Source organism: Streptomyces sp. HNM0645 (genome assembly GCF_030056615.1).
Lineage (GTDB): Bacteria > Actinomycetota > Actinomycetes > Streptomycetales > Streptomycetaceae > Streptomyces > Streptomyces marianii.
On record NZ_JASHLT010000002.1, the window covers coordinates 1 to 22,139 of the forward strand.

The window sequence follows — 22,139 nt, forward strand, 5'->3', positions numbered from 1 at the left end:
GCGGCCGGGCGTTGCGCCCGGCCGGGCGGTGGTCGGACCTCTCATCAGCGTCTCCGACGGCACCCCTCGGACCCGGTGACACCACCCCCCAGGTCATCCGTTCGACAGGGGGCAACAGTCATGCCGGGCCCGGAGGCCAGCGGCCCTCTTGCAGGACCGCGAAAAACATAACGGGGGGTGGCCCTTCCTGTGCGCGGGCCCGTGGCCCGGGCGCACCGGAGGCGCCGGCGCACCCGGGCGTCAGTGCTCTTTGCCGTCCGCCAGCTTCTGGCCACGCAGGAGGAACCAGGCGGCCACCGCGGTGGCCAGCAGCACCGCGGCGCCCGCGCCCGACGCGAGCCGCAGCCCCTCGACGAACGCCTCCTGTGCCGCGCCGACCAGTTCGGCCTGCTGGTGGGCCGGCAACACGGCCGCGGCCTCCACCGCCCCGCCCAGCGACTCATGGGCGGCGGACGCCACGTCCGCCGGAACCCCGGCCGGTGTCGCGAAGTCCCGGTACACACCGGTCACGATCGAACCGAGCAGCGCGATGCCGAGTGCCGCACCGAGTTCGTACGCCGTCTCGGACACGGCCGATGCCGAGCCGGCCTGCTCCTTCGGCACGCTGGAGAGGATGACGTCGGCCGTGACGGTGAACGAGAAGCCGGCGCCGACACCGACGACGAGCAGGGCCGCGCCGAGCAGCGGATAGCCCGTGGAGCTGCCGATGACGGTCAGCACGGCGAGCGCGACGCCCACGGCGGCGAGTCCCCCGGCCACGACGGACCGGACGGAGAACCGCCGGGCGAAACGGCCGGCGACGAGCCCGGTCGCCACCGCGCCGATCGCGGCGGGCAGTTCCGCCAGCCCGGCCTCCAGCGGCGGCCGCTCCTGGACCAGTTGGAGGAACTGGGAGAGGAAGAAGACCAGTCCCGACAGGCCCAGGATGGTCAGCAGGTCGGCGAGCACCGCACCGGAGAAGCCGCGGTGGCGGAACAGCCGCATGTCGAGCAGTGGCGACGGCAGGGTGAACTGCCTGCGGACGAATCCGTACAGCGCGGCGGCACCGATGAGCGCGGAGGCGCCGGACTCCCAGCCCACTCCGTGGCTCGCGGCCTCCTTGATCGCGTAGACGACGCCGACCATGCCTATCAGCGACAGGGCGACGCTGATCAGGTCCCAGGGGCCGGCGACCGGGTTCTTCGACTCGGGCAACAGCTTGATGCCGACGAGGACCAGGACGGCCATCACGGGCAGGTTGATGAGGAAGACGGAGCCCCACCAGAAGTGCTCCAGCAGGAAGCCGCCGACGACCGGTCCGACGGCGGCACCGGCCGAGGCCATGGCGCCCCAGATGCCGATGGCGATGCTGCGTTCGCGCGGGTCGTGGAAGATGTTGCGGATCAGCGCCAGTGTGGCCGGCATCAGCGTGGCGCCGGCGACGCCCAGCAGGGCCCGGGCGAGGATCATCGTCTCGGGCGTGGTGGCGTAGGCGTTGAGCACGGACACGGCACCGAAGGCGACGGCACCGGTCAGCAGCAGCTTCTTGCGGCCGATCCGGTCACCGAGGCTGCCCATGGAGACGAGCAGGCCCGCGATGACGAACGAGTAGACGTCACCGATCCACAGCAGCTGGGTGCCGGTGGGCTTGAGGTCCTCGCTGAGGAAGGGCGTCGCGAGGCCGAGCACGGTGGCGTCCACGGCCACCAACAGGACGGCCAGGACCAGCACCGCCAGGGCCAGCCATCGTCCGGGGCGGTACGGGGTCTCGTCCGCCCCGCTCACGCGCTGGACGGTACTGCTGGTCATTTCTCCACACTCCGTCGTGCTCCGCCGAGCAGCAGCTCGGCGATCATGTACTGGAAGTCGTTCTTGGCGACCCGGCCGTCCATGGCGGCCCAGGCGCAGGTGCTGATGAGGCCGTAGAGGGCCTCGGTGAGCCAGATGGGCGGGAGGTCGATCCGGAACTCGCCCTGCTCCTGGCCCCGCCGGAACAGGGCGCCGACCCGGGCGTCGAGCCGGGCCCAGCCCTCGTCGACCTGGTCGCCCTCGAACAGCTGGTTCTCGGTGATCAGGAACGCGAGGAGCTCCGCCGCGGGCTCCATCTCGGCAATCAGCCGGCGCAGCGCGTCGCCGGCGGGACCGTCCTCGAGCGCGGCGCGGTCGACGGCCGCCTCGAACTCCTCGATGCCGAAGGCTTCAAGCGCCTTCACGAGCGCGTCCCGCCCGGCGAAGTGCCGGTGCAGGGTGGCGCGGCCGATGCCCGCCGCGCGGGCGACCTCGTCCATCGTCGCGGTCGACTTGCGGGCGAGGAGGGCGGCGGCGGCGCGCAGCACCTGTTCACGATCCATGGCCATGAGACAACCATACACTAAATGAGACGTCAATGTCTCATTCAATAAATCGATGCCTCATACAGAGGCGGAAAGGGATGCTGAGCCCATGAAGCCGCTCCTGCTGATCGACATCGACGGCCCGCTCAATCCGTACGGCGGTAAGCCGCAGCGTCGCCCCGACGGGTACACGACGCACCGGATGCGGCCCGGCGGCTGGGCGCACGACAAGCCCCTGCGGGTCTGGCTCAACCCGGGGCACGGCGAGGAACTGCTCGCGCTCGGGGACCGGTACGAACTGGTCTGGGCGACGACGTGGAAGGGCGACGCCAACGTCTGGGTGGGACCGCATCTGGGGCTGCCCGAGCTGCCGTTCGTCGACTGGCCCGTGATGCACGGCGCCTCGCCGCGGGGGACGTTCTGGAAGACGCAGTACGTGCTGGAGTACGCGGCCGGACGGCCGTTCGCCTGGATCGACGACGAGATCACGGATCTGGACCGTGAGTACGTCGACCGGAAGCACAGCACCGCCGCCCTGCTGCTGCACGTCGACCACCGGATCGGACTGATCCGGCCGGACTTCGACGCGCTCGCGGACTGGGCGGCGGCGCTGTGAACTTCGGTGGTGCTTGATCGCGGGGAGCGCCGCGAGCCGCCGGGTGCCGTGGGTGGCGGCTCCGGCGGGGGCGGGGCGGCGCCGTGACGGTTACCGCTTGGCGGTGGCCCAGGCGTGCTGGGCGGCCAGGTCCGCCTTGACCTCGGCGAGCTGGGCGGCCACGGCCGAGGGGGCCGTACCGCCGCGGCCGCTGCGGGAGGCGAGCGCGCCGGGGACATCGAGCACGGTCCTGACCTCCGGCGTGAGGTGCGGCGAGATCTTCGCGAACTGCTCGTTCGTGAGCTGGTCCAGCTCGATCCCGTGCGCCTCGCACTCCTTGACGCACTCGCCCGCGACCTCGTGCGCGACGCGGAACGGCACGCCCTGCTTGACCAGCCACTCGGCGATGTCCGTGGCCAGCGAGAAGCCGGCGGGCGCGAGCTCCTCCATCCGCTCGCGGTTGACGGTCAGGGTGGCCATCATCCCGGTGAACGCGGGCAGCAGCACCTCCAGCTGGTCGCAGGAGTCGAAGACCGGCTCCTTGTCCTCCTGCAGGTCGCGGTTGTAGGCGAGCGGCAGGGCCTTCAGCGTGGCGAGCAGACCGGTCAGATTGCCGATGAGCCGGCCCGACTTGCCGCGGGCCAGCTCGGCGATGTCGGGGTTCTTCTTCTGCGGCATGATCGACGAACCGGTGGAGAAGGCGTCGTGGAGCGTCACGAAGGAGAACTCCTTCGTGTTCCAGATGATGACCTCCTCGGCGATCCGGGAGAGGTTCACCCCGATCATCGCGGCGATGAAGGCGAACTCTGCGACGAAGTCCCGCGAGGCCGTGCCGTCGATGGAGTTCCCCGCGCTGCCGCGCTCGAAGCCGAGGTCCTGCGCCACCGCCTCCGGGTCCAGTCCGAGCGACGACCCGGCGAGCGCGCCGGAGCCGTACGGGGAGACGGCGGTCCGCTCGTCCCACTGGCGCAGCCGTTCGGCGTCCCGGGAGAGCGACTGGACGTGGGCGAGCACGTGGTGGGCGAAGAGCACGGGCTGGGCGTGCTGGAGGTGCGTGCGGCCCGGCATGGCGACGTCGGGATGGGACTCCGCCAGCCCCACCAGCGCGTCCTGGAGCTCGGCGATCAGCCCGCCGATGATCCGGGCGTGGTCGCGCAGGTACATCCGGAAGAGCGTGGCGACCTGGTCGTTGCGGGACCGGCCGGCGCGCAGCTTGCCGCCGAGGTCCGGGCCGAGGCGCTCCAGGAGGCCGCGTTCGAGGGCCGTGTGGACGTCCTCGTCGGCGATGGTGCCGGTGAAGCTCCCGTCGGCGACGTCCGCCTCCAGCCGGTCGAGCCCGGCGAGCATCCGCTCCAGCTCGTCGGAGGTGAGCAGGCCCGCCTTGTGGAGCACACGGGCATGCGCACGGGAGCCGGCGATGTCGTACGGCGCGAGCCGCCAGTCGAAGTGGACCGACGCCGACAGCTTCGCCAGCGCCTCGGCGGGCCCGTCGGCGAACCGGCCGCCCCAGAGCCGGACGTCACCGTTGTTGCTGCTCACAGCACTTGCTCCTCAAGAATTGCCGGGCTTCGGATGTGCGGCCGCCTCCCTGCTCCCGGCCCTCTGCGGGCCCGGGCCCCGACGGACGGGAGGGGAGGCGGCGGTGCACCTGCGGAAGGCGGTGGGCCCAGGGAATCAGGCGAGGTCGCGCTTCGCGGCGATCTTCGACGAGAGACCGAAGATGTCGATGAAGCCCTGGGCCTTCGACTGGTCGAACGTGTCACCCGTGTCGTACGTCGCGAGGTTGAAGTCGTACAGCGACTGCTCGGACCGCCGGCCGGTGACGACGGCGCGGCCGCCGTGGAGGGTCATCCGGATGTCGCCGGTGACGTGCTGGTTGGCCTCGTCGACGAAGCCCTCCAGCGCCCGCTTGAGCGGGGAGAACCACAGGCCGTCGTAGACGAGCTCGCCCCAGCGCTGCTCGACCTGCCGCTTGTACCGCGCCAGCTCGCGCTCGACGGTGACGTTCTCCAGCTCCTGGTGGGCGGTGATCAGCGCGATCGCGCCCGGGGCCTCGTACACCTCACGGGACTTGATGCCGACGAGCCGGTCCTCGACCATGTCGATCCGGCCGATGCCCTGGGCGCCGGCCCGCTCGTTGAGCTGCTGGATCGCCTGCAGGACGGTCACGGGCTTGCCGTCGAGGGCGACCGGCACGCCCTCCTTGAAGGAGATGATCACCTCGTCGGCCTCGCGGACCTCGGCCGGGTTGGAGGTGTACTCGTAGATGTCCTCGATCGGCCCGTTCCAGATGTCCTCCAGGAAGCCGGTCTCGACGGCGCGCCCGAAGACGTTCTGGTCGATCGAGTAGGGCGACTTCTTGGTGGTGGCGATCGGGAGCTGCTTCGCCTCGCAGAACGCGATGGCCTTGTCCCTGGTCATCGCGTAGTCACGGACCGGCGCGATGCACTTCAGGTCGGGGGCGAGGGAGGCGATGCCCGCCTCGAACCGCACCTGGTCGTTGCCCTTGCCGGTGCAGCCGTGGGCCACGATCGAGGCGCCGTGCTTCTTCGCGGCGGCCACGAGGTGCTTGACGATGGTCGGCCGGGAGAGGGCGGAGACCAGCGGGTAGCGGTCCATGTAGAGGGCGTTGGCCTTGATCGCCGGGAGGCAGTACTCCTCGGCGAACTCGTCCTTGGCGTCCGCGACCTCGGCCTCGACGGCACCGCAGGCGAGCGCGCGCTTGCGGATGACGTCCAGGTCCTCGCCGCCCTGGCCGACGTCCACGGCAACGGCGATGACCTCGGCGCCCGTCTCCTCGGCGATCCAGCCGATGGCGACGGAGGTGTCCAGACCGCCCGAGTAGGCGAGTACGACGCGCTCGGTCACGGGTTTCTCCTTACGGTGCATGCGGTGATGGGTATAACTATGCAGTCCTCCGTATGTTTTGTCAACGCACGGGAAGTCCGGTGGCCGCCGGTCACCCCGCTGCACACCCTCACCCCCATGCCGACCAGGGGGACGGGCGCGGTCCGCCGGGGTGACGGCGCTGCGCCGGGCCTGACGCCACGGCGACGCCCGTCCGTACCTCACCGACCGCTCGGGGCCGGTACGGGCCTGCGCCCGCCATGTGCTGCGGCAGGGTGGGGCCGAACCGCTCCCCGTCCACCGCGCCCTGTGCGCCGACCCGGCCGACCGCGGCATACCGGCCTGGGCACCGCTCGGACTCGCCGGGTGCGGCGAGCCCGTCCGGGCCATAATCCGGGCATGGGTCAGACGTACGAACGCATAGACGGCCGTATCCGCACCTTCATCGAGGAGCAGCCGGTCTTCTTCACCGCCACCGCGCCGCTCGCCCCCGACGGCCATGTCAACATCTCCCCCAAGGGCCGCCAGGGCACCCTCGTCGTCCTCGACGAACTGACCCTGGCCTACCTGGACTTCGGCGGCAGCGGCGCCGAGACCATCGCCCACCTCCGGGAGAACGGCCGCATCACCCTCATGTGGTGTGCGTTCAGCGGGGCGCCGAAGGTGCTGCGGGTGCACGGGCACGGCGAGGCGGTCTTCCGGGACGACCCGCGCTGGGCCGGGTACCTCGCACACTTCCGGGACGCCGACGGCGACGGGGCCCGCGCGGTGATCGTCGTACGCGCCAGGCGCATCGGCGACGCCTGCGGGTTCGCCGTCCCCTTCATGGACTACCGCGAGGAGCGCACACATCACGCGGAGCACCTCGCACGCATGAGCGACGAGGAGTTCGCGGCCTACTGCGAGAAGAAGCCGCACGTGGGAGTGAGCCTGGACGGGCTGCCGGCGCTGCCGCTGCCGCTGCCCGCACGCACCGACTGAGCCGCGCCCGGACCCGGGACGCGTGCCGGCCGGGCCGCAGGCACCGACCGAACCGCGCCCGGAGGCCGGACGCGTACGTCCCTCGGCACCTCCCCGGCGCCGCGCCCGGACGCAGGCCGGGCCCTGGGGGCGGCCGTGGGGAACAGGGGACAGGGCCACGGAGAACCCCTTCCGGGTGGCGGGCCGGCGGCCTCGCGGGCGCCTCGCCCGTCGGCGCTCCGAGCAGTCCGCCCGGCGATTGAACTCCCCGTACCTCCTCTCCGTATCCACCTGAGCGATACGGATGACCGAGGAGCAGCGGTGACGATGATTCAGAGCGGTCGGGCCGCCAGACGCCTGACCATGCAGGCGATCCGGCCGCGCCGCAATCCGGCGACGGTGCTGCTGGTCGCCGCCTGGACCGGGGCCGCCGCCGTCATGTGGCTGTGGTGGGACAACACCGCGGTCGTCCACATGGACACCGCGGAGTGGCTGATCGGCGCGGGCCGGATCACGGGACTGCTCGGCGGCTACATGATCGCCCTCGTGGTGCTGCAGATGGCACGCGTCCCGGCGCTGGAGCGGAGGGTGGGCTCCGACCGGGCCACGCGCTGGCACGCGATGAGCGGCCGGTACGCGATCAGCCTGGTCACCGCTCATGTCGTCCTCACCGTCTGGGGGTACTCCGTCCAGGCCCGCACCGGCCTGGTCGAGCAGACCGTCACCGTCGTCGTCGACTTCCCCGAGATGATCGAGGCGACGATCGGTACGGCACTGCTGCTGCTGGTCGGCTTCGTCTCGGCGGGCGTCGTGCGCCGCCGGATGCGCTACGAGACCTGGTACTACCTGCATCTGCTGACCTACGTCGCCGTGTACCTGACGTTCTGGCACCAGCTCGCCACGGGCTCGGAGTTCGTGGCGAGCGCGACCGCCCGCACGATCTGGTACCTGCTCTACGGCACGGTCGGCGCACTGCTCCTCTGGTACCGGATCCTGGCGCCGGTGCGGCTCAACCTCATGCACCGGTTGCGGGTCGAATCCGTGGTGGACGAGGCCCCGGGCGTGGTGTCCGTCCTGATCACGGGACGGCGGCTGCACAGGATCGGCGCCGAGGCGGGCCAGTTCTTCCGCTGGCGGTTCCTCGCCGACGGCCTGCGCTGGAGCTCCAACCCGTACTCGCTCTCCGCGCCGCCCCGTCCCGATCTGCTGCGCATCACCGTCAAGGCCGCCGGGGAGCACAGCAGGGCGCTCAGCCGGCTGGAGCCGGGGACCAGGGTCTGGGCCGAGGGTCCCTACGGGGCGATGACCGCGGGCCGGCGCAGCCGGAACAAGGTGCTCCTGATCGCCGGAGGCGCCGGGATCACCCCGCTGCGGGCGCTGTTCGAGACGCTGCCCGGCGGCCCGGGGGACCTGTCGCTGCTCTACCGTGCCGGTTCGACGGAGGACCTGGCGCTGTGGACCGAGCTCCAGGAGATCGCCGAGACCCGCCGGGCGAAATTGCTGTACGCCGTGAACGGGCCGGACGGGGCGCGTCCGGAGATCACCACCGAGCGGCTGAAGGAAGTGTTCCCCGACATCGACGAGCACGACGTGTACCTCTGCGGCCCGCCCGGGCTCGCCGAGGAGTCCTACAACGCACTGCGGGCGGCGGGCGTGCCGTCGCGTCGCATCCATCACGAGTCGTTCGAGATGTGAGGCCGTACGTGAAGAGGAAGCATCCACTGCTCCGGATGATGATCGCGGTCGCCGGCACCACGTCGGCCGTCGCGCTGCTCCTGACGCTGAAGCAGCCGGGCACCACGGTGGCGGGCTCCGCGTCGCAGGCCGGGGGCGCACCGCCCGCCGCCTCTGCACCCGCCGGCAGCGGCGCCGTACCGGCGGGCGGCGAGACCGTGCTGGGGGACGAGGCCGACACGCAGTTCGGGCCGGTGCAGGTCGAACTCACGCTGAGCAACGGCCGGATCACCGGGGCCCGGGCCGTCAAGGTGCCGAGCACCGACGCCAACAGCCGCAAGATCGCCGCCGAGGCGGTACCCAAGCTCAACCAGGCGGCCGTCGCCGCCCAGAACGGCGAGATCGACGCCGTCTCCGGCGCCACCTACACCAGCGAGGGCTACATCCGCTCCCTGCAGAGCGCCCTCGACAAGGCGGGNCGAGATCGACGCCGTCTCCGGCGCCACCTACACCAGCGAGGGCTACATCCGCTCCCTGCAGAGCGCCCTCGACAAGGCGGGGGCGGCGGGAACCGGTGGCGGGGAGGGTGCGGAGCAGGGCGCGACACCCGGCGCCGGGAGCGACGCGGACGCCCCGGGCGGGGAGACGGGCAGCGGCTCCGGCGAAGGTGCGGACTCCGGCTCCGGATCCGGGCAGGGCGCCGGCTCGGGTGGCGCGACGGAGTCGGTGCTCGGGGACGTGGCGGGCACGCAGTACGGCGACGTGCAGGTGCGCCTCACCGTCAGCGGCGGCCGGGTCACCGCCGCCGAGACCGTCAAGGCGCCCGACTCCGACGCCAACAGCCGCAAGATCGCCGCCGACGCGGTACCCAAGCTCAACCAGGCGGCCGTCGCCGCCCAGAGCGCCGAGATCGACGCCGTCTCCGGCGCCACCTACACCAGCGAGGGCTACATCCGCTCCCTGCAGAGCGCCCTCGACAAGGCGGGCCTGTGACCGGGGAACGGGCGCGGATGCGCCATGTCGAGCACGTGATGGGCACGGNCGAGATCGACGCCGTCTCCGGCGCCACCTACACCAGCGAGGGCTACATCCGCTCCCTGCAGAGCGCCCTCGACAAGGCGGGCCTGTGACCGGGGAACGGGCGCGGATGCGCCATGTCGAGCACGTGATGGGCACGGTGTTCTCGTTCGACGTACGGCTGGAGGGCGATGCCGACCGCGAGCGCGTGCGCGCCGGGCTCGCCGCCGCCGTGGCCGGACTGCACCACGTGGACGAGGTGTTCTCCCCCTACCGCCGGGACAGCCGGATCAGCAGGCTCGCCAGAGGGGAGCTCACCCTCGCCGGCTGCGGGCCGGACGTCGCCGAGGTCTTCGGGCTCTGCGAGACCGAGGAACGCCTGAGCGACGGCTGGTTCACCCCGCGCTACGCGGGCGGGCTCGATCCCACCGGCCTGGTGAAGGGATGGGCCGTGCAGCGCGCGGTGGACATGATCGCCTCCTCCGGCGCTGCGGCGGTCTGCCTCAACGGCGGCGGCGACGTCCAGTCGTACGGCGGCCCATGGCGGATCGGCATCTCCGATCCGCTGCACCCCGGTGGTCTCGCGGCGGTCGTCCAGGCACACGACGGCCTCGCCGTCGCCACCTCGGGTCCGGCCGAACGCGGCTGCCACATCGTCGATCCGCGCACCGGCGGCGCTCCGGACGACGGCCTGGCGTCGATGACCGTCGTCAGCCGGGGGCTGACCCAGGCGGACGCGCGGGCGACGGCCGCGTACGCCATGGGCCCGGAAGCACGCGCCTGGCTGGAACAGCTCCCCGGCACGGAGGGGTTCGCCGTCGCCGCGGACGGCACCACCTGGCAGACCAGCGGGTTCACCCGGCATCTGGCACGGCACGGTGACGGGGAGGGTCGGGCGGCCTGAGGGCCGTCGACCCGGGAAGCGGGCAGTCGGACGGGCGGCGCAGCCTTCGCGGGGCGTCGCCGGCCCGGTCGGCTGCGGCCGCGCGCGGCCGCAGCCGACCGGGCCGGTCAGCGTTCCCTCTGTGCCAGTCGCAGCAGATGGTCCGCGAGGGCCTGGCCGCCCGCCGGATCGCGGGAGATGAGCAGCAGGGTGTCGTCGCCCGCGATCGTGCCGAGGATCGCATGGAGTTCGGCCTGGTCGATGGCCGACGCGAGGAACTGGGCCGCGCCCGGGGGCGTACGCAGGACCACCAGGTTCGCCGAGGCCTCCGCGGAGATCAGCAGCTCGCCGGAGAGGCGGCGCATCCGCTCCTCCTTGGCGGACTCTCCCAACGGGGCCTGCGGGGTGCGGAATCCGCCCTCGCTCGGCACCGCGTAGATGAGCTCTCCACCGGTGTTCCGGATCTTCACCGCTCCGAGCTCGTCGAGGTCGCGGCTGAGGGTCGCCTGGGTGACGCTCAGCCCGTCGTCGGCGAGCAGCTTGGCCAGCTGGCTCTGGGAGCGCACCGGCTGCCGGTTGAGGATGTCCACGATCCGGCGGTGGCGGGCCGTGCGGGTCTGCGGCACGGACGGCCCTCCCCCGGGCTCCGTCCGGGGGGGCGCCCAGTTCTCGGTGCCCTGCGCATCGGTCATCGTCGTCTCATTCTCCGGATCGTCCGTCCCCGCGTGTCTCGTCGAGGATGCCCGGGAGCACCCTGAGGAAGGCGTCCACCTCCGCGTCGCCGATGATCAGTGGCGGCATGATCCGTACGACGTCGGGGGCGGGCGCGTTGACCAGGAGTCCGGCACCCTGAGCCACCTGCTGCACCTGGGCGGCGAGAGGCTCGGTGAGCACGATACCCAGCAGCAGGCCCGCCCCGCGGACGTGGGAGACCAGCGGGTGCCCCAGGGACTCGACCCCGTCCCTCAGTCTCTCCCCGGTCCGCTTGACCTCGTCGAGCGTGCCGTCGAGGGCGGTGAGGACGGCGAGCCCGGCGGCGCAGGCGACCGGGTTGCCGCCGAACGTGGTGCCGTGCTGCCCCGGCCGGAGCAGCTCGGCGGCCGGGCCGAAGGCGATGGCGGCCCCGAGCGGCAGGCCGCCGCCGAGTCCCTTGGCGAGTGTGACGACGTCGGGGTCGACGCCCTCGTGCGCCTGGTACTCGAACCAGTGGCCGGTCCGGCCGATGCCCGTCTGCACCTCGTCGAGGACGAGCAGCGTCCCGGTGGCGCGGGTGATCTCCCGTGCGGCCCGGAGGTAACCGGGCGGTGGTACGACCACGCCGTTCTCGCCCTGCACCGGCTCGACGACCACCAGGGCGGTGTCCTCGGTGACGGCGGCCCGCAGCGCGTCGGCGTCCCCGTACGGCACGTGTGTGACGTCTCCCGGGAGGGGCAGGAAGGGCCGCTGCTTCGCCGGCTGGCCGGTGAGCGCGAGCGCGCCCATCGTCCGGCCGTGGAAGCCGCCCTGGGTGGCGACCATGTGCGGACGGCCCGTCAACCGGCCGATCTTGAAGGCGGCCTCGTTGGCCTCGGCGCCCGAGTTGCAGAAGAAGACGCGGCCGGGGCGTCCGGACAGCCGGAGCAGCCGCTCGGCGAGCGCGACGGGCGGCTCGGCGACGTACAGGTTCGACACGTGGCCGAGCGTGCCGATCTGGCGGGTGACGGCCTCGACGACGGCCGGATGGGCGTGGCCGAGCGCGTTGACGGCGATGCCGCCGACGAAGTCCAGGTACTCGGTGCCGTCCGCGTCCCGGACCCTGGCTCCCTCACCGCTCACCAGTGAGAGCGCCGGGGTGCCGTAGTTGTCCATCATCGAGCCCTGCCAGCGCTGTGAGAGCCGCTGGTTGGCGGTGGCGTCGCTCATGCCGGTCCCCCTTCGGTCCCGTCGGGCACGACCATCGTGCCGATGCCCTCGTCGGTGAAGATCTCCAGCAGGATGGAGTGCTGCACCCGGCCGTCGATGACGCGCGCGGTGTTCACGCCGTTGCGCACGGCGTGGAGGCAGCCCTGCATCTTGGGGACCATGCCGCTGGAGAGCTCGGGCAGGAGCTTCTCCAGCTCGGTGGCGGTGAGTCGGCTGATCACCTCGTCGCTGCGGGGCCAGTCCTCGTAGAGGCCCTCGACGTCGGTGAGGACCATCAGCGTCTCCGCGCCGAGCGCGGCGGCCAGCGCGGCCGCGGCGGTGTCCGCGTTGACGTTGTAGACGTGGCCGTCGTCGGCGGAGCGGGCGATGGAGGAGACGACGGGGATCCGGCCGTCGTCCAGGAGGGCCCTGATCGCGCCGGTGTCGATCTCGGTGATCTCGCCGACCCGGCCGATGTCGACGAGTTCGCCGTCGATGGTGGGCCGGTGCTGGGTGGCCGTGATGGTGTGGGCGTCCTCGCCGGTGAGGCCGACGGCGAGGGGGCCGTGCTGGTTGAGCAGGCCCACCAGTTCGCGCTGGACCTGTCCGGCGAGCACCATGCGGACGACGTCCATGGCCTCGGGGGTGGTGACGCGCAGTCCGGCCTTGAACTCGCTGACCAGGCCGTGCCTGTCCAGCTGGGCGCTGATCTGCGGCCCACCGCCGTGCACGACGACGGGCTTGAGTCCGGCGTGCCGCAGGAACACCACGTCCTGGGCGAAGGCGGCCTTCAGCTCGTCGTCGACCATGGCGTTGCCGCCGAACTTGATGACGACCGTCCGGCCGTGGTGGCGGGTGAGCCAGGGCAGCGCCTCGATCAGCGTCTGCGCCTTGGGGAGTGCGGTGTGCTTGCGGGTGCTCATCGGCTCCGGCTTTCTCGGGTCTCGCTCAGAACTCACTTCACTGCTCGCTCGCCCGGGACTCGCTCCCGCGCCGGGGCCCGAGTCCGGGCTGGGGTTCGGGTTCGGCTCGGGTTCGGGCTCGCCTGGGGCTGGGGCTCGCCCGGGGCCGGGCCCGACTGCGCGATGCGGCCTCCGCGGAATCCCGTCCGGGAGAGTGGAAGGGCTCGTTCAGGAGGAGTAGGCGCTGTTCTCGTGGACGTAGTCGGCGGTGAGGTCGTTGGCCCAGATGACGGCGGACTCGGCCCCGGCGGCCAGGTCGGCGGTGATCCGCACCTCCCGGTACCGCATGTCGACCAGCTCGCGGTCCTCGCCGACGGAACCGTTGCGGCACACCCAGACGCCGTTGATGGCGACGTTGAGCCGGTCCGGCTCGAAGGCCGCCCCGGTGGTGCCGATGGCGGACAGGACGCGGCCCCAGTTGGGGTCCTCGCCGTGGACGGCGCACTTGAGGAGGTTGTTCCGGGCGATGGAGCGGCCCACCTCGACGGCGTCGTCCTCGCTCGCGGCGTTGACCACCTCGATGCGGATGTCCTTGCTGGCGCCCTCGGCATCGCCGATGAGCCGGCGGGCGAGGTCGTCGCAGACGGCCCGTACGGCGTCGGCGAACTCGTCGTGGTCCGGGGTGATCCCGGAGGCGCCGGAGGCCAGGAGCAGCACGGTGTCGTTCGTGGACATGCAGCCGTCGGAGTCGACCCGGTCGAAGGTGACGCGCGTGGCGTCGCGCAGGGCCTCGTCCAGACCGGCGCTGTCCACGTCGGCGTCGGTGGTGAGGACGACGAGCATGGTGGCGAGGCCGGGGGCCAGCATGCCCGCGCCCTTCGCCATGCCTCCGACGGTCCAGCCGTCCCGGGTCACGACGGCCGTCTTGTGCACGGTGTCGGTGGTCATGATCGCGATGGCGGCCTTCTCGCCGCCGTGGGCGCTCAGTTCGGCCGCCGCCTTCTCGATCCCGGGCAGCAGCTTGTCCATGGGCAGCAGGACCCCGATGAGGCCGGTGGAGGCGACGGCGATCTCGCCGGCGCTGTGTCCCTGCAGGACCTGGGCGGCCTTCTCGGCGGTGGCGTGGGTGTCCTGGAAGCCCTTGGGACCGGTGCAGGCGTTCGCGCCACCGGAGTTGAGGACGACCGCGGAGACCTCACCGCCCTTGAGGACCTGCTCGGACCAGAGGACGGGGGCGGCCTTGACGCGGTTGGACGTGAAGACGCCGGCGGCGGCGTGGCTGGGTCCGCCGTTGACCACGAGGGCCAGGTCCGGGTTGCCGTTCTCCTTGATCCCGGCGGCGATCCCGGCCGCCGTGAATCCCTGTGCAGCGGTGACGCTCAAGGTGCCACTCCGATCGTGGAAAGGCCCGTGGTCTGGTCCAGACCGAGGGCGATGTTCATGCTCTGGACCGCGCCGCCCGCCGTGCCCTTGGTCAGGTTGTCGATGGCGCTGATCGCGATGATGCGGCCGGCGGCGGCGTCGAGGGCGACCTGGACCTGAACGGCGTTGGAACCCTGGACGGACGCCGTGGCCGGCCACTGCCCCTCGGGGAGGAGGCACACGAAGGGCTCGTCCGCGTAGGCCTTCTCGTACGCGGCGCGTACGGCCTCGGCGGTGGCGCCCGGCACGGCCTTGGCGCTGCAGGTGGCGAGGATGCCGCGGGGCATGGGCGCGAGGGTGGGGGTGAAGGAAACGGTGACGGGCTCCCCCGCCACCGCGCTGAGGTTCTGGATCATCTCCGGGGTGTGCCGGTGGCCGCCGCCGACACCGTACGGGCTCATGGAGCCCATGACCTCGGAGCCGAGCAGATGGGGCTTGAGCGCCCTGCCGGCGCCGGAGGTGCCGCTGGCGGCGGTGATCACGGCCTCGGGCTCGGCGAGGCCGCCCGCGTACGCCGGGAACAGCGCGAGCGAGACCGCGGTGGGATAGCAACCGGGCACCGCGATGCGCCTGGACCCCTCCAGCGCGGCGCGGGCACCCGGCAGTTCGGGGAGGCCGTAGGGCCAGGTCCCGGCGTGCGCGGAACCGTAGAACCGCTCCCAGTCGGCGGCGCTGCGCAGCCGGAAGTCGGCGCCCATGTCGACGACCAGGACATCGTCGCCGAGCTGCTCGGCGACCGCGGCGGACTGGCCGTGCGGCAGCGCGAGGAACACCACGTCATGCCCGGCGAGCACATCGGCGGTGGTGGCCGCGAGTACCCGGTCGGCGAGCGGCAGCAGATGGGGCTGCAGCGCGCCGAGCCGCTGTCCGGCGTTCGAGTTGGCCGTCAGGGCCCCGATCTCGACCCCGGGGTGCGCGAGGAGCAGTCGGAGCAGTTCCCCGCCCGCATATCCGCTCGCTCCTGCGACTGCTGCGCTCAGTGCCATCGGTTTCCTCCGTACGTGATGGCATGACTATACGCATCACTGCAGTTTTATGCAATGGAGTGATCTCTCCCGGGTCCACGTCTGTGTGACCGAGACTTTTAGTTGGCACATTGAGAGTGCTAGTTGGCAGATCTTGGACCCGTAACGCTGTGTTGCGGTCGGTACCGAGGAAGCGCCCTCATCGTCGGCCGAGTGGTGCTGCTCTGAGTGAGTGGGCGAGGCAACGTTTGCGAAGATCCCGTCGGATTCAAGTCATCTGGACCAGCTTGTCACGGTGTACGACGGGGACGCCGGGCTGCGGGATCGGTTGCGGCTCGGCGATGACTGGGTACGTCGGTGGAGCTCGACATGGCAGGTGGGCGACGGCAGGGTCCGCGCGTTCCACCGCCGCCGCCTGCACCCTGGCACCAGCCGGCTCCGGGCCTGCGTGGCCGATGCCCGCCGCGCCCCGCCGTCATGAGGGTCGTGAAACCGGGTCTTCGAACTTGAGCGGTGCGTCTAATCAAGCACGCTGGCTGTTCGTCACGTTGCGTGATGTGCATGGCGGGACGGGCCCCTGGACGCAGGACGCCCGTGGTCCTGGTTGATCATTTCTGTTCTCTACGCAGAAGGATCATTGGGGAGCCACGGGCGTGGTCAACGATACGACGTTGCTGCTCGGTCTCGACGGGGTGTCCGTCGCGCGGATCGAGTCACTGGCCGACGGGACGCGTCGGGTGCACCTGATCACGGCAGACGAGGCGGCGCGAGCCTGCCCGTCCTGCGGCGTCATCGCCTCCCGGGTGAAGGGGCCGGCGAACGCCGCGGCCGAGAGCTTCTTCGGCCTGCTCGAGGCGGAGATCGGCATCACTGTGTGGGGCAGCCGCCAGGCGGCCCGGGCCGACGTCTTCCGCTTCATCGAGGTCGAGTACAACCGCACCAGACTCCGCCGGCACCCCGAGCACGGGTACCTCACCCCGCTCGAGAACCGGATCCTGCTGCAGCGAGACCTCACCCCCGCAGCGTAGAAACACGATGTCCAACATCAGGGGGGAACTTCATCCTGCCCTGGGCGTGACCGCCGGCGCGCTCATCAGCGCGGGCGTCATCATGGCGGTCGCCCCCTCGGCCGCCGCAGGCGTGATGCTCGTCCTCGGACTCGTCGCACCGCAGTTGGCTCGCCGGTACGGGCGCGAACCACAGCCTGAGAACCATCGCCGCCGAACGGAGCGAAGCAACGAGTAGCCGGGCACCAACTGCCGCACGCGAGCCAATACACAGGAGTGCCGTCTCCTTCGTGATGCCAGCCGCCCACCAATGGATGAGCGTCCGCCGCCCGGGGCGCGCATGGGCAGGGTCTCCGGGGCGCACGCGCTCCGGATCTCGAATCGCGGCACGGATGTCGGCAGCGGACGGTGAGAGCCGCACGGAGGGCGACCGGCCGATGCCGCGGACCGTACGCCGCTCGGTGTGGCCGCACGGGGTGAACCGAGCTGTTCCGGGGAATGCCCGGCGCTGACGCGACGCAGCCGGGAGCGGCTCCGCAGCCCGACGGGCGCGCCCGGCCGCGAACGGCGTCACAGCCCACCGGCACCCTTCGCCACCAGCATGATCCCCATCAAGCCGATCACGACGGCTACGACGGTGGTGCCGTGGACCTTCAGCCAGTCCATGGCCCGCCCCAGCGGTGGCAGGATCCGCTCACCGGCGAGCAGGCGCAGCAGAGGCGGAAGGGCGACGCCCGCGGAGGCGATGAGCGTGAACAGGGCGATGGAGCCCGCCCTGCCCGCAGCCGTCGGCCGGGCCGAACCGATCGCGACGCCACCGGCCGCGATCAGGGCCAGGATCTTCGGGTTGGCGGCCGAGAGCAGCAGGCCCAGCCGCAGCGCCCTCGGCCAGGTGACGGTCTCCAGCGCCCGTATCCACGTCGGATCCGCCTTCGCTCCCCTTCGCCTCCGTCGCGTCCACAGGCCCGCGCCCAGGAGGACCAGCAGGCCACCCAGGCCGATCCGCCCCCAGGAGACCCAGGCGGGCGGCTCCCCGGCGATCTCGACGACGGAGGTCGGCAGGGTGGACAGGGCGGCCGCACCGGCGACTCCGGCCATCCAGCCGACGATGAAGGCACTGCTGTTCTGCCGCGCCCGCGCGGTGAGCAGCAGGAGGATCGCGGGCACCAGCGGGAACGGCGACAGGGCGATCCCCAGCGCGGGGGCCACGGTCTCGGCGATCACCGCTCCCGCTCCGGGCTCCTCGAGACCAGGGGCCGCGCCCCGGAGTCCACAGGATGCGGGCGGCCGTGCTCGCGGAGCCCGAGCGCCGAGAGCACGGCCGGTCACCCGCCCGCCGGTCGCGAGGCGGAGGGCCGCGCTTCCAGCAGGCGTCGAGGGTGCATGCCGTCGACCATGCCGATGAACGGGGGGTGGACGCTGTAGCCGATCATGCGCCGGATGTCCTCGGACACCGTCCTGGCGGTGTCGCGCGTGACGGAGAGGGTGAAGGCTTCCTGCGGCCGCAGCCAGGGCTGGCAGTACTGGGCGGTCAGGGAGAGGCGGTCGCCGCCTGAGCGGTTGGCACCGCCGCCGTGCCACAGGGTGCCGACGAAGAACAGGCAGGAGCCGGGGGGCATCACGGCCGTCATGCGGGGGTCACGGCCGCTGGGGCGGCGGTCGTCGCCCCAGCGGTGGCTGCCCGGCAGGATGACGGTGCCCCCGTTGTCGTGGGTGAACGGGTCGACGGCCCATATCGTGGCCGCTCCGAGAGGTGGCCGCGGGCGCGGTGAACGGTATAACGCGTCGTCGGTGTGCAGCAGTTGGGCGTGCTCGCCCGGGTTGATGTTGATGACCTGGAGCTGGGACAGCAGATAGCCGGGTTCGAACAGCCGGTCCAGCAGGGCCAGGACCCTGGGGTGGTCGACGAGCCGGTCGCAGCAGCGGGTCTTGTTGAGCAGGCTGTACACGCGCTGTGTCCGGTGGCCCTCGAAGGCGTTGCGGCCGGTCCTGTCGAGCAGCGGCGTCACAGCTTGCCTGATCTCGGCGCACTCCCGGGGAGTGAGCAGTTCGGGAAGAAGCACGTAGCCGTCGCGCGCGACGGCGGCGAGGTCGCCCTCGACGGTGGCGCGGTCGACCCGCGCGCCCGCGCCGGGCGCGCGCGGGTACCCGGCAGTCAGGTCTGCGGCGAGGTCTTCCGGCGTTTCGACGCGATCGCCGCCTGCACGACGGAGGGCATCATGGCTCGGGGGCACGGCGTGGGTCCTCTCAGGCGGCGGTGCCGGACAGGTTCACCGCGCCGCGGAGGAAAGCCCACACCTGGGCGGTCACCTCCTCGGCGGGTGGGCGCGGGGTGCGGGTGAGGGCCACCGAGACCATCGCGGAGGCTCCCGCAAGGGTGGCGGCGGCCAACAGCTCTGGGTCGCTTCGGGGCGGGAGTTCCCCCGTGCGCTGGGCACGGGCGATGTTGCGTGCCGCCAGCTCGACGAGGACGGAGCGCCGGCGCGTCTGGAAGGCGGCCACCTCGCCGTCGCCGACGTGCCCGCCGAGGACCAACGGGGCGAGTGGTTCGGCGTAGAGGAACCCGACCCAGTCGCGGACCCGCCGCGACTCCCGTTCGACCCAGGTCGGATCGTCGTACTCGCGCAGCATGCAGGCCTCCGCGAGCCGTTCGTAGAAGGACTCGACGACGGCGATGAGAAGCCCGCTCCGGGTGCCGAAGTAGCGATAGGGCAGGCCGACGCTGACTCCGGCACGGCGGGCGACGGCAGCGACCTCCAGTGTCCCGTTCCCGGCCAGTTCCTCGGCCGCGGTGCGCAGCAGCAGGGCGCGCGAGGCGGCACCGCGGGGGCGTGTGGGCATGGTCACGCCCTCAGCCTAAGTTGAGTTCAACTCAGTGTTCAATGGGGCCACTGACAGCGGGAACTGATCATCCGTCAGTCCGTGATGTGCCCGGGGTGTGTCGTCCGCGCCGAGCGGGCCGGACATCGGTCGACGAGGTCCGTTCGAGGCCGACCGCGACGTTCGACGAGGGTTCCGACGCCCGCGCAGCACCGTGCCGTCCCCCCACGGGCGGACCGGACGTTCCACCGGCCGGTCGGCCGATCGCACGAGGCCCCGGGGCGCCCGGACGCGCCAGGGTGGACCCATGGCCGGCGCGGTCCTGACGCCGCGCCGGTCCAGTTCCCCGAAGGAGGTACGCGGCATGGAGACGGACATGGACACGGTCATCGAGATCGAGCTGATCGAGTCCGACGCGGACGATCTCATCACCCAGTACGTCCCGTAACGGCGACGTGGGGGGTTGCCCGTACGCCCCGGGCCGCCACCGGCCGCCGGTCCCCCCTTTCCGAACGCCCGGACTTCCCGGCGGACCCCCTGCGGACAGGAGCCACCCGTGTACGTACCCACGTTCGCCTCCCTCGTCGGCGACGAGGAGAGGTTCTTCGCCGAGCACTTCGGCAGCTCCCCCTCCTGCGGAGGGAAGCACTCACCGGCCCGCCGGAGGAACTCCTCTCGGTGGCGGACCTGGACGACTGCCTCCACCAGGAGGCCCTGCGCACCCAGTACCTGAGACTGGTCAAGCGCGGGGACCTGATCCATGAGGGCACCTACACGCAACCGCTGCGCGTACAGCGGAAGTACGTCCCCGACCGCGTCGTGCCGGAGCGCGTGTACGAGCACTTCCGCACGGGAGCCAGCGTCGTCTGGCACTCCATGAACCACTTCCGGCCCAACCTCCGCGCGCTGAACGCGATGCCGGCGCAGAGGTTCGCGACCCGGAGCGACTCCCTCGCCTTCCTCACTCCGGCCCTGCAGCAGGGGTTCGTCATCCACCACGACCCCAACGACACCTTCGTCATCCACCTCCACGGGAGCAAGCGGTGGAGGGTCTGGCCCACGGCCGAGGTCCTCAGGCCCGACGGCCGCCCCTACAAGGTGGGGGAGGAGTACCGGGCGGAGCATCTGGGCGAGCCCCTGCTCGATGTGACCCTGCGGCCCGGCGACATGTTGTACCTGCCCAGCGGCACCCCCCCATGTGGCCGCCGCCGAGGACTCGGTCTCGCTCCACCTGACCGTGACCGTGACACCGCGCACCTGGCCCGAACTGCTGCGCTCCACGGTGGCCGAGGCGATGCCGGTCGACCCGGAGCACCGCGGCTTCCCCCATCTCACCGAGGAGACGAGGGAAGAGCAGGCGGCGGCCCTGAAGGACCGGATCGAGCTCCGGGTGGAACGCCTGCGGGCGATCGACCCGCGCGCGGAGGTCGCACGTCTCACGGCCGAGGGTCGCGACGCCGAGGGAGTCGCGGCCGGGCACCGCTTCGCCTCCGCCGCGACCGTGGACGAGACGGAGGCGTCCACTCCCGTGCGGGCGGCCCACGCCGACTTCTCGTTCACGCAGAGCGTCGCCGGGGACCGCGTCGGCGTGCGGTTCGACGGGAAGACGGTGGCCGTGCCGCGATCCGTAGCCGACGCCCTGCGGTCCTGCGCCGCGGGCGCGGTGGTGCCGGCCGGGCGGTTCGTGCCGAACGCCGCACCGGAGGACTCCGTCAAAGCCGTGAAGACCCTCGCGCGGCTGGGAGCGGTCGCCCTCGAACCATGACGGAGGGCACACACCGGGTGCGTGTCCGTGCCCTCGCGGCCGGGGCCGGCCGGCGGGCCGCCGGGGTGCGCGCCTGGTGCCCGCAGGAGCTCAGGCTGCTCCTGGCCGGGATACTGCTCCTGCGTGCGGCCGGTTTCGCCTACCCGTTCCTGAGCTACCTGCTCGCCGGGAAGGGGCACGGGCCGGACACCGCCGGCGTCGTGCTCGCCGCCTTCGGCGCGGGCTGGATGAGCGGACAGGCCGCGTGCGGCCGACTGCTCGACCGCGTCGGCCGGCGGCCGGCCCTGGTGGCCGCGGCACTGGTCTCCGCCGCGGTGCTGCCCCTGCTGACGGCCGTGTCGTCGCCGGCCCTGCTGATCGCCGGTGCCGTGACGCTGGGCCTCGTCTTCGACGCACCGCGCGTGGTGGTCGGCGCCGCGATCGACGAACTCGTTCCGGATCCCGAACGGCGTGCGAAGGTCAACGCACTGAGGTACGGGCTGGTGGTCAACGGCGGCGCCCTCGTCGCCGGCGGCCTCGGCGGCCTGCTGGCCGCCGGGTGGGGCGTCGACGCCCTCCACTGGGTCAACGCGGCGGCATGCGCGGCCTTCGCCGTGGGCGCGCTGCGCCGGCTGCCGGCCGACCGCCGGGGCCGCGCAAGCCGCGTGAGAACGAGCCGGAGCGGCGGTGTCCGGCTCACCGGGCGTCTGGCCCTCCTGCTCGCCTCCGGCCTGGCCACGATGACGGCCCTGGTCGGCATGGCCGCGGCCGTGCCGATGATGATGGCCGCCCAGGGTCTCTCCCCCGGGGCCTACGGCCTCACGGCACTGGTCAACTCCGCCGCCGTCATCGCGCTCACCCCCGCCATGGCACCCTGGCTGAGCCGCTGGGCCGCCGGCGGACGCTCGGTGCCGGGCATGGTGGCGGCCGCTTCGGTGGCCGTCGCCGTCCCCATGGCGGCGGCGGCACTCGCCCGTACGACGTCCGGCTTCGCCGTGGCCGCGGCGGCGTGCGCCCCCGGCGAGATCGCGTGGTTCGTCGCCACGTCCCACATCCTCCGGCAGATGGCTCCCCCGGACCGGCGCGGCCGCTACCAGGGGATCCGGGGCA

General features: G+C 72.1%; 21 protein-coding genes and 4 pseudogenes. 13 read left to right on the forward strand and 12 right to left on the reverse strand.

Annotated elements, in window-relative coordinates:
- Positions 1 to 240: 240 nt before the first annotated feature.
- A complete protein-coding gene (locus tag QMZ92_RS01155; RefSeq protein WP_283295324.1) occupies positions 241 to 1,788 on the reverse strand; it encodes an MFS transporter in 1,548 nt (515 codons plus the stop codon).
- A complete protein-coding gene (locus tag QMZ92_RS01160) occupies positions 1,785 to 2,336 on the reverse strand; it encodes a TetR/AcrR family transcriptional regulator (protein ID WP_283295325.1) in 552 nt (183 codons plus the stop codon). The genes QMZ92_RS01155 and QMZ92_RS01160 overlap by 4 nt, the downstream gene beginning before the upstream one ends.
- A gap of 85 nt (positions 2,337 to 2,421) precedes the next feature.
- On the opposite strand from QMZ92_RS01160, the gene QMZ92_RS01165 reads away from it, so the two are divergent.
- Positions 2,422 to 2,928 carry an HAD domain-containing protein gene (locus QMZ92_RS01165; RefSeq protein ID WP_283295326.1) on the forward strand — a complete coding sequence of 169 codons (507 nt, stop codon included), beginning with the start codon at positions 2,422 to 2,424 and terminating at the stop codon, positions 2,926 to 2,928.
- A gap of 90 nt (positions 2,929 to 3,018) precedes the next feature.
- Here QMZ92_RS01165 and argH read toward each other — a convergent pair whose 3' ends face one another.
- Both argH and QMZ92_RS01175 read right to left on the reverse strand, forming a co-directional pair.
- A complete protein-coding gene (gene argH, locus QMZ92_RS01170; protein ID WP_283295327.1) occupies positions 3,019 to 4,446 on the reverse strand; it encodes an argininosuccinate lyase in 1,428 nt (475 codons plus the stop codon).
- A 135-nt stretch (positions 4,447 to 4,581) separates the two neighbouring features.
- Positions 4,582 to 5,775 carry an argininosuccinate synthase gene (locus QMZ92_RS01175; protein ID WP_138056265.1) on the reverse strand — a complete coding sequence of 398 codons (1,194 nt, stop codon included), beginning with the start codon at positions 5,773 to 5,775 and terminating at the stop codon, positions 4,582 to 4,584.
- A 378-nt stretch (positions 5,776 to 6,153) separates the two neighbouring features.
- Here QMZ92_RS01175 and QMZ92_RS01185 point away from each other — a divergent pair, with 378 nt between their 5' ends.
- From QMZ92_RS01185 to QMZ92_RS01205, 6 genes and pseudogenes are all read left to right on the forward strand, one after another.
- Positions 6,154 to 6,735 (forward strand): pyridoxamine 5'-phosphate oxidase family protein, encoded by a 582-nt coding sequence (locus QMZ92_RS01185; protein WP_283295328.1) that lies wholly within the window; start codon positions 6,154 to 6,156, stop codon positions 6,733 to 6,735.
- 306 nt (positions 6,736 to 7,041) lie between these two features.
- Complete coding sequence (locus QMZ92_RS01190; protein ID WP_283295521.1) at positions 7,042 to 8,409, forward strand: ferredoxin reductase family protein; 1,368 nt, start codon at positions 7,042 to 7,044, stop codon at positions 8,407 to 8,409.
- A gap of 38 nt (positions 8,410 to 8,447) precedes the next feature.
- Positions 8,448 to 8,720: pseudogene (locus QMZ92_RS35980) on the forward strand (FMN-binding protein); the annotation flags it as partial.
- Positions 8,721 to 8,871: 151 nt separating this feature from the next.
- A complete protein-coding gene (locus QMZ92_RS36245) occupies positions 8,872 to 9,381 on the forward strand; it encodes an FMN-binding protein (RefSeq protein ID WP_502961969.1) in 510 nt (169 codons plus the stop codon).
- Between the two features lie 44 nt (positions 9,382 to 9,425).
- A pseudogene (locus QMZ92_RS01200) lies at positions 9,426 to 9,518 on the forward strand (FMN-binding protein); the annotation flags it as partial.
- A gap of 38 nt (positions 9,519 to 9,556) precedes the next feature.
- Positions 9,557 to 10,309, forward strand: coding sequence for an FAD:protein FMN transferase (locus QMZ92_RS01205; RefSeq protein WP_283295522.1), 753 nt, complete (start codon positions 9,557 to 9,559; stop codon positions 10,307 to 10,309).
- 107 nt (positions 10,310 to 10,416) lie between these two features.
- Here the strand turns inward: QMZ92_RS01205 and QMZ92_RS01210 are convergent, their stop codons facing one another.
- From QMZ92_RS01210 to argC, 5 genes are all read right to left on the reverse strand, one after another.
- The gene (locus QMZ92_RS01210; RefSeq protein ID WP_283295330.1) at positions 10,417 to 10,980 is read right to left on the reverse strand and encodes an arginine repressor; all 564 of its coding nucleotides are present in this window, start codon (positions 10,978 to 10,980) and stop codon (positions 10,417 to 10,419) included.
- Positions 10,981 to 10,987: 7 nt separating this feature from the next.
- On the reverse strand, positions 10,988 to 12,190 hold the full coding sequence (locus QMZ92_RS01215; RefSeq protein ID WP_283295331.1) for an acetylornithine transaminase: 1,203 nt from the start codon (positions 12,188 to 12,190) through the stop codon (positions 10,988 to 10,990).
- The gene (gene argB / locus QMZ92_RS01220; protein ID WP_283295332.1) at positions 12,187 to 13,092 is read right to left on the reverse strand and encodes an acetylglutamate kinase; all 906 of its coding nucleotides are present in this window, start codon (positions 13,090 to 13,092) and stop codon (positions 12,187 to 12,189) included. The genes QMZ92_RS01215 and argB overlap by 4 nt, the downstream gene beginning before the upstream one ends.
- A 207-nt stretch (positions 13,093 to 13,299) precedes the next feature.
- Complete coding sequence (gene argJ, locus QMZ92_RS01225) at positions 13,300 to 14,454, reverse strand: bifunctional glutamate N-acetyltransferase/amino-acid acetyltransferase ArgJ (RefSeq protein ID WP_283295333.1); 1,155 nt, start codon at positions 14,452 to 14,454, stop codon at positions 13,300 to 13,302.
- On the reverse strand, positions 14,451 to 15,479 hold the full coding sequence (gene argC, locus QMZ92_RS01230; protein ID WP_283295334.1) for an N-acetyl-gamma-glutamyl-phosphate reductase: 1,029 nt from the start codon (positions 15,477 to 15,479) through the stop codon (positions 14,451 to 14,453). Before argC ends, argJ begins: the two co-directional genes overlap by 4 nt.
- A gap of 632 nt (positions 15,480 to 16,111) precedes the next feature.
- Between argC and QMZ92_RS01235 the strand changes: the two genes are divergently transcribed.
- Positions 16,112 to 16,486, forward strand: a complete 375-nt coding sequence (locus tag QMZ92_RS01235) for an IS3 family transposase (protein ID WP_283295335.1) — start codon at positions 16,112 to 16,114, stop codon at positions 16,484 to 16,486.
- Between the two features lie 7 nt (positions 16,487 to 16,493).
- Positions 16,494 to 16,703 (forward strand): hypothetical protein, encoded by a 210-nt coding sequence (locus tag QMZ92_RS01240; RefSeq protein ID WP_283295336.1) that lies wholly within the window; start codon positions 16,494 to 16,496, stop codon positions 16,701 to 16,703.
- Between the two features lie 332 nt (positions 16,704 to 17,035).
- Here the strand turns inward: QMZ92_RS01240 and QMZ92_RS01245 are convergent, their stop codons facing one another.
- The 3 genes from QMZ92_RS01245 to QMZ92_RS01255 all read right to left on the reverse strand — a co-directional run bounded on the left by QMZ92_RS01245 (position 17,036) and on the right by QMZ92_RS01255 (position 19,306).
- Positions 17,036 to 17,689, reverse strand: coding sequence for a GAP family protein (locus QMZ92_RS01245; protein WP_283295337.1), 654 nt, complete (start codon positions 17,687 to 17,689; stop codon positions 17,036 to 17,038).
- 101 nt (positions 17,690 to 17,790) lie between these two features.
- On the reverse strand, positions 17,791 to 18,699 hold the full coding sequence (locus QMZ92_RS01250; RefSeq protein WP_283295338.1) for a phytanoyl-CoA dioxygenase family protein: 909 nt from the start codon (positions 18,697 to 18,699) through the stop codon (positions 17,791 to 17,793).
- Between the two features lie 13 nt (positions 18,700 to 18,712).
- Complete coding sequence (locus QMZ92_RS01255; RefSeq protein ID WP_283295523.1) at positions 18,713 to 19,306, reverse strand: TetR/AcrR family transcriptional regulator; 594 nt, start codon at positions 19,304 to 19,306, stop codon at positions 18,713 to 18,715.
- A gap of 286 nt (positions 19,307 to 19,592) precedes the next feature.
- Between QMZ92_RS01255 and QMZ92_RS01260 the strand changes: the two genes are divergently transcribed.
- From QMZ92_RS01260 to QMZ92_RS01270, 4 genes and pseudogenes are all read left to right on the forward strand, one after another.
- Positions 19,593 to 19,733, forward strand: a complete 141-nt coding sequence (locus tag QMZ92_RS01260) for a hypothetical protein (RefSeq protein ID WP_283295339.1) — start codon at positions 19,593 to 19,595, stop codon at positions 19,731 to 19,733.
- Between the two features lie 467 nt (positions 19,734 to 20,200).
- Positions 20,201 to 20,431, forward strand: a pseudogene (locus tag QMZ92_RS36250) (JmjC domain-containing protein); the annotation flags it as partial.
- A gap of 52 nt (positions 20,432 to 20,483) precedes the next feature.
- Positions 20,484 to 21,050 (forward strand): hypothetical protein, encoded by a 567-nt coding sequence (locus QMZ92_RS01265; protein WP_283295340.1) that lies wholly within the window; start codon positions 20,484 to 20,486, stop codon positions 21,048 to 21,050.
- Positions 21,051 to 21,160: 110 nt separating this feature from the next.
- A pseudogene (locus QMZ92_RS01270) lies at positions 21,161 to 21,748 on the forward strand (MFS transporter); the annotation flags it as partial.
- Positions 21,749 to 22,139 lie beyond the last annotated feature (391 nt).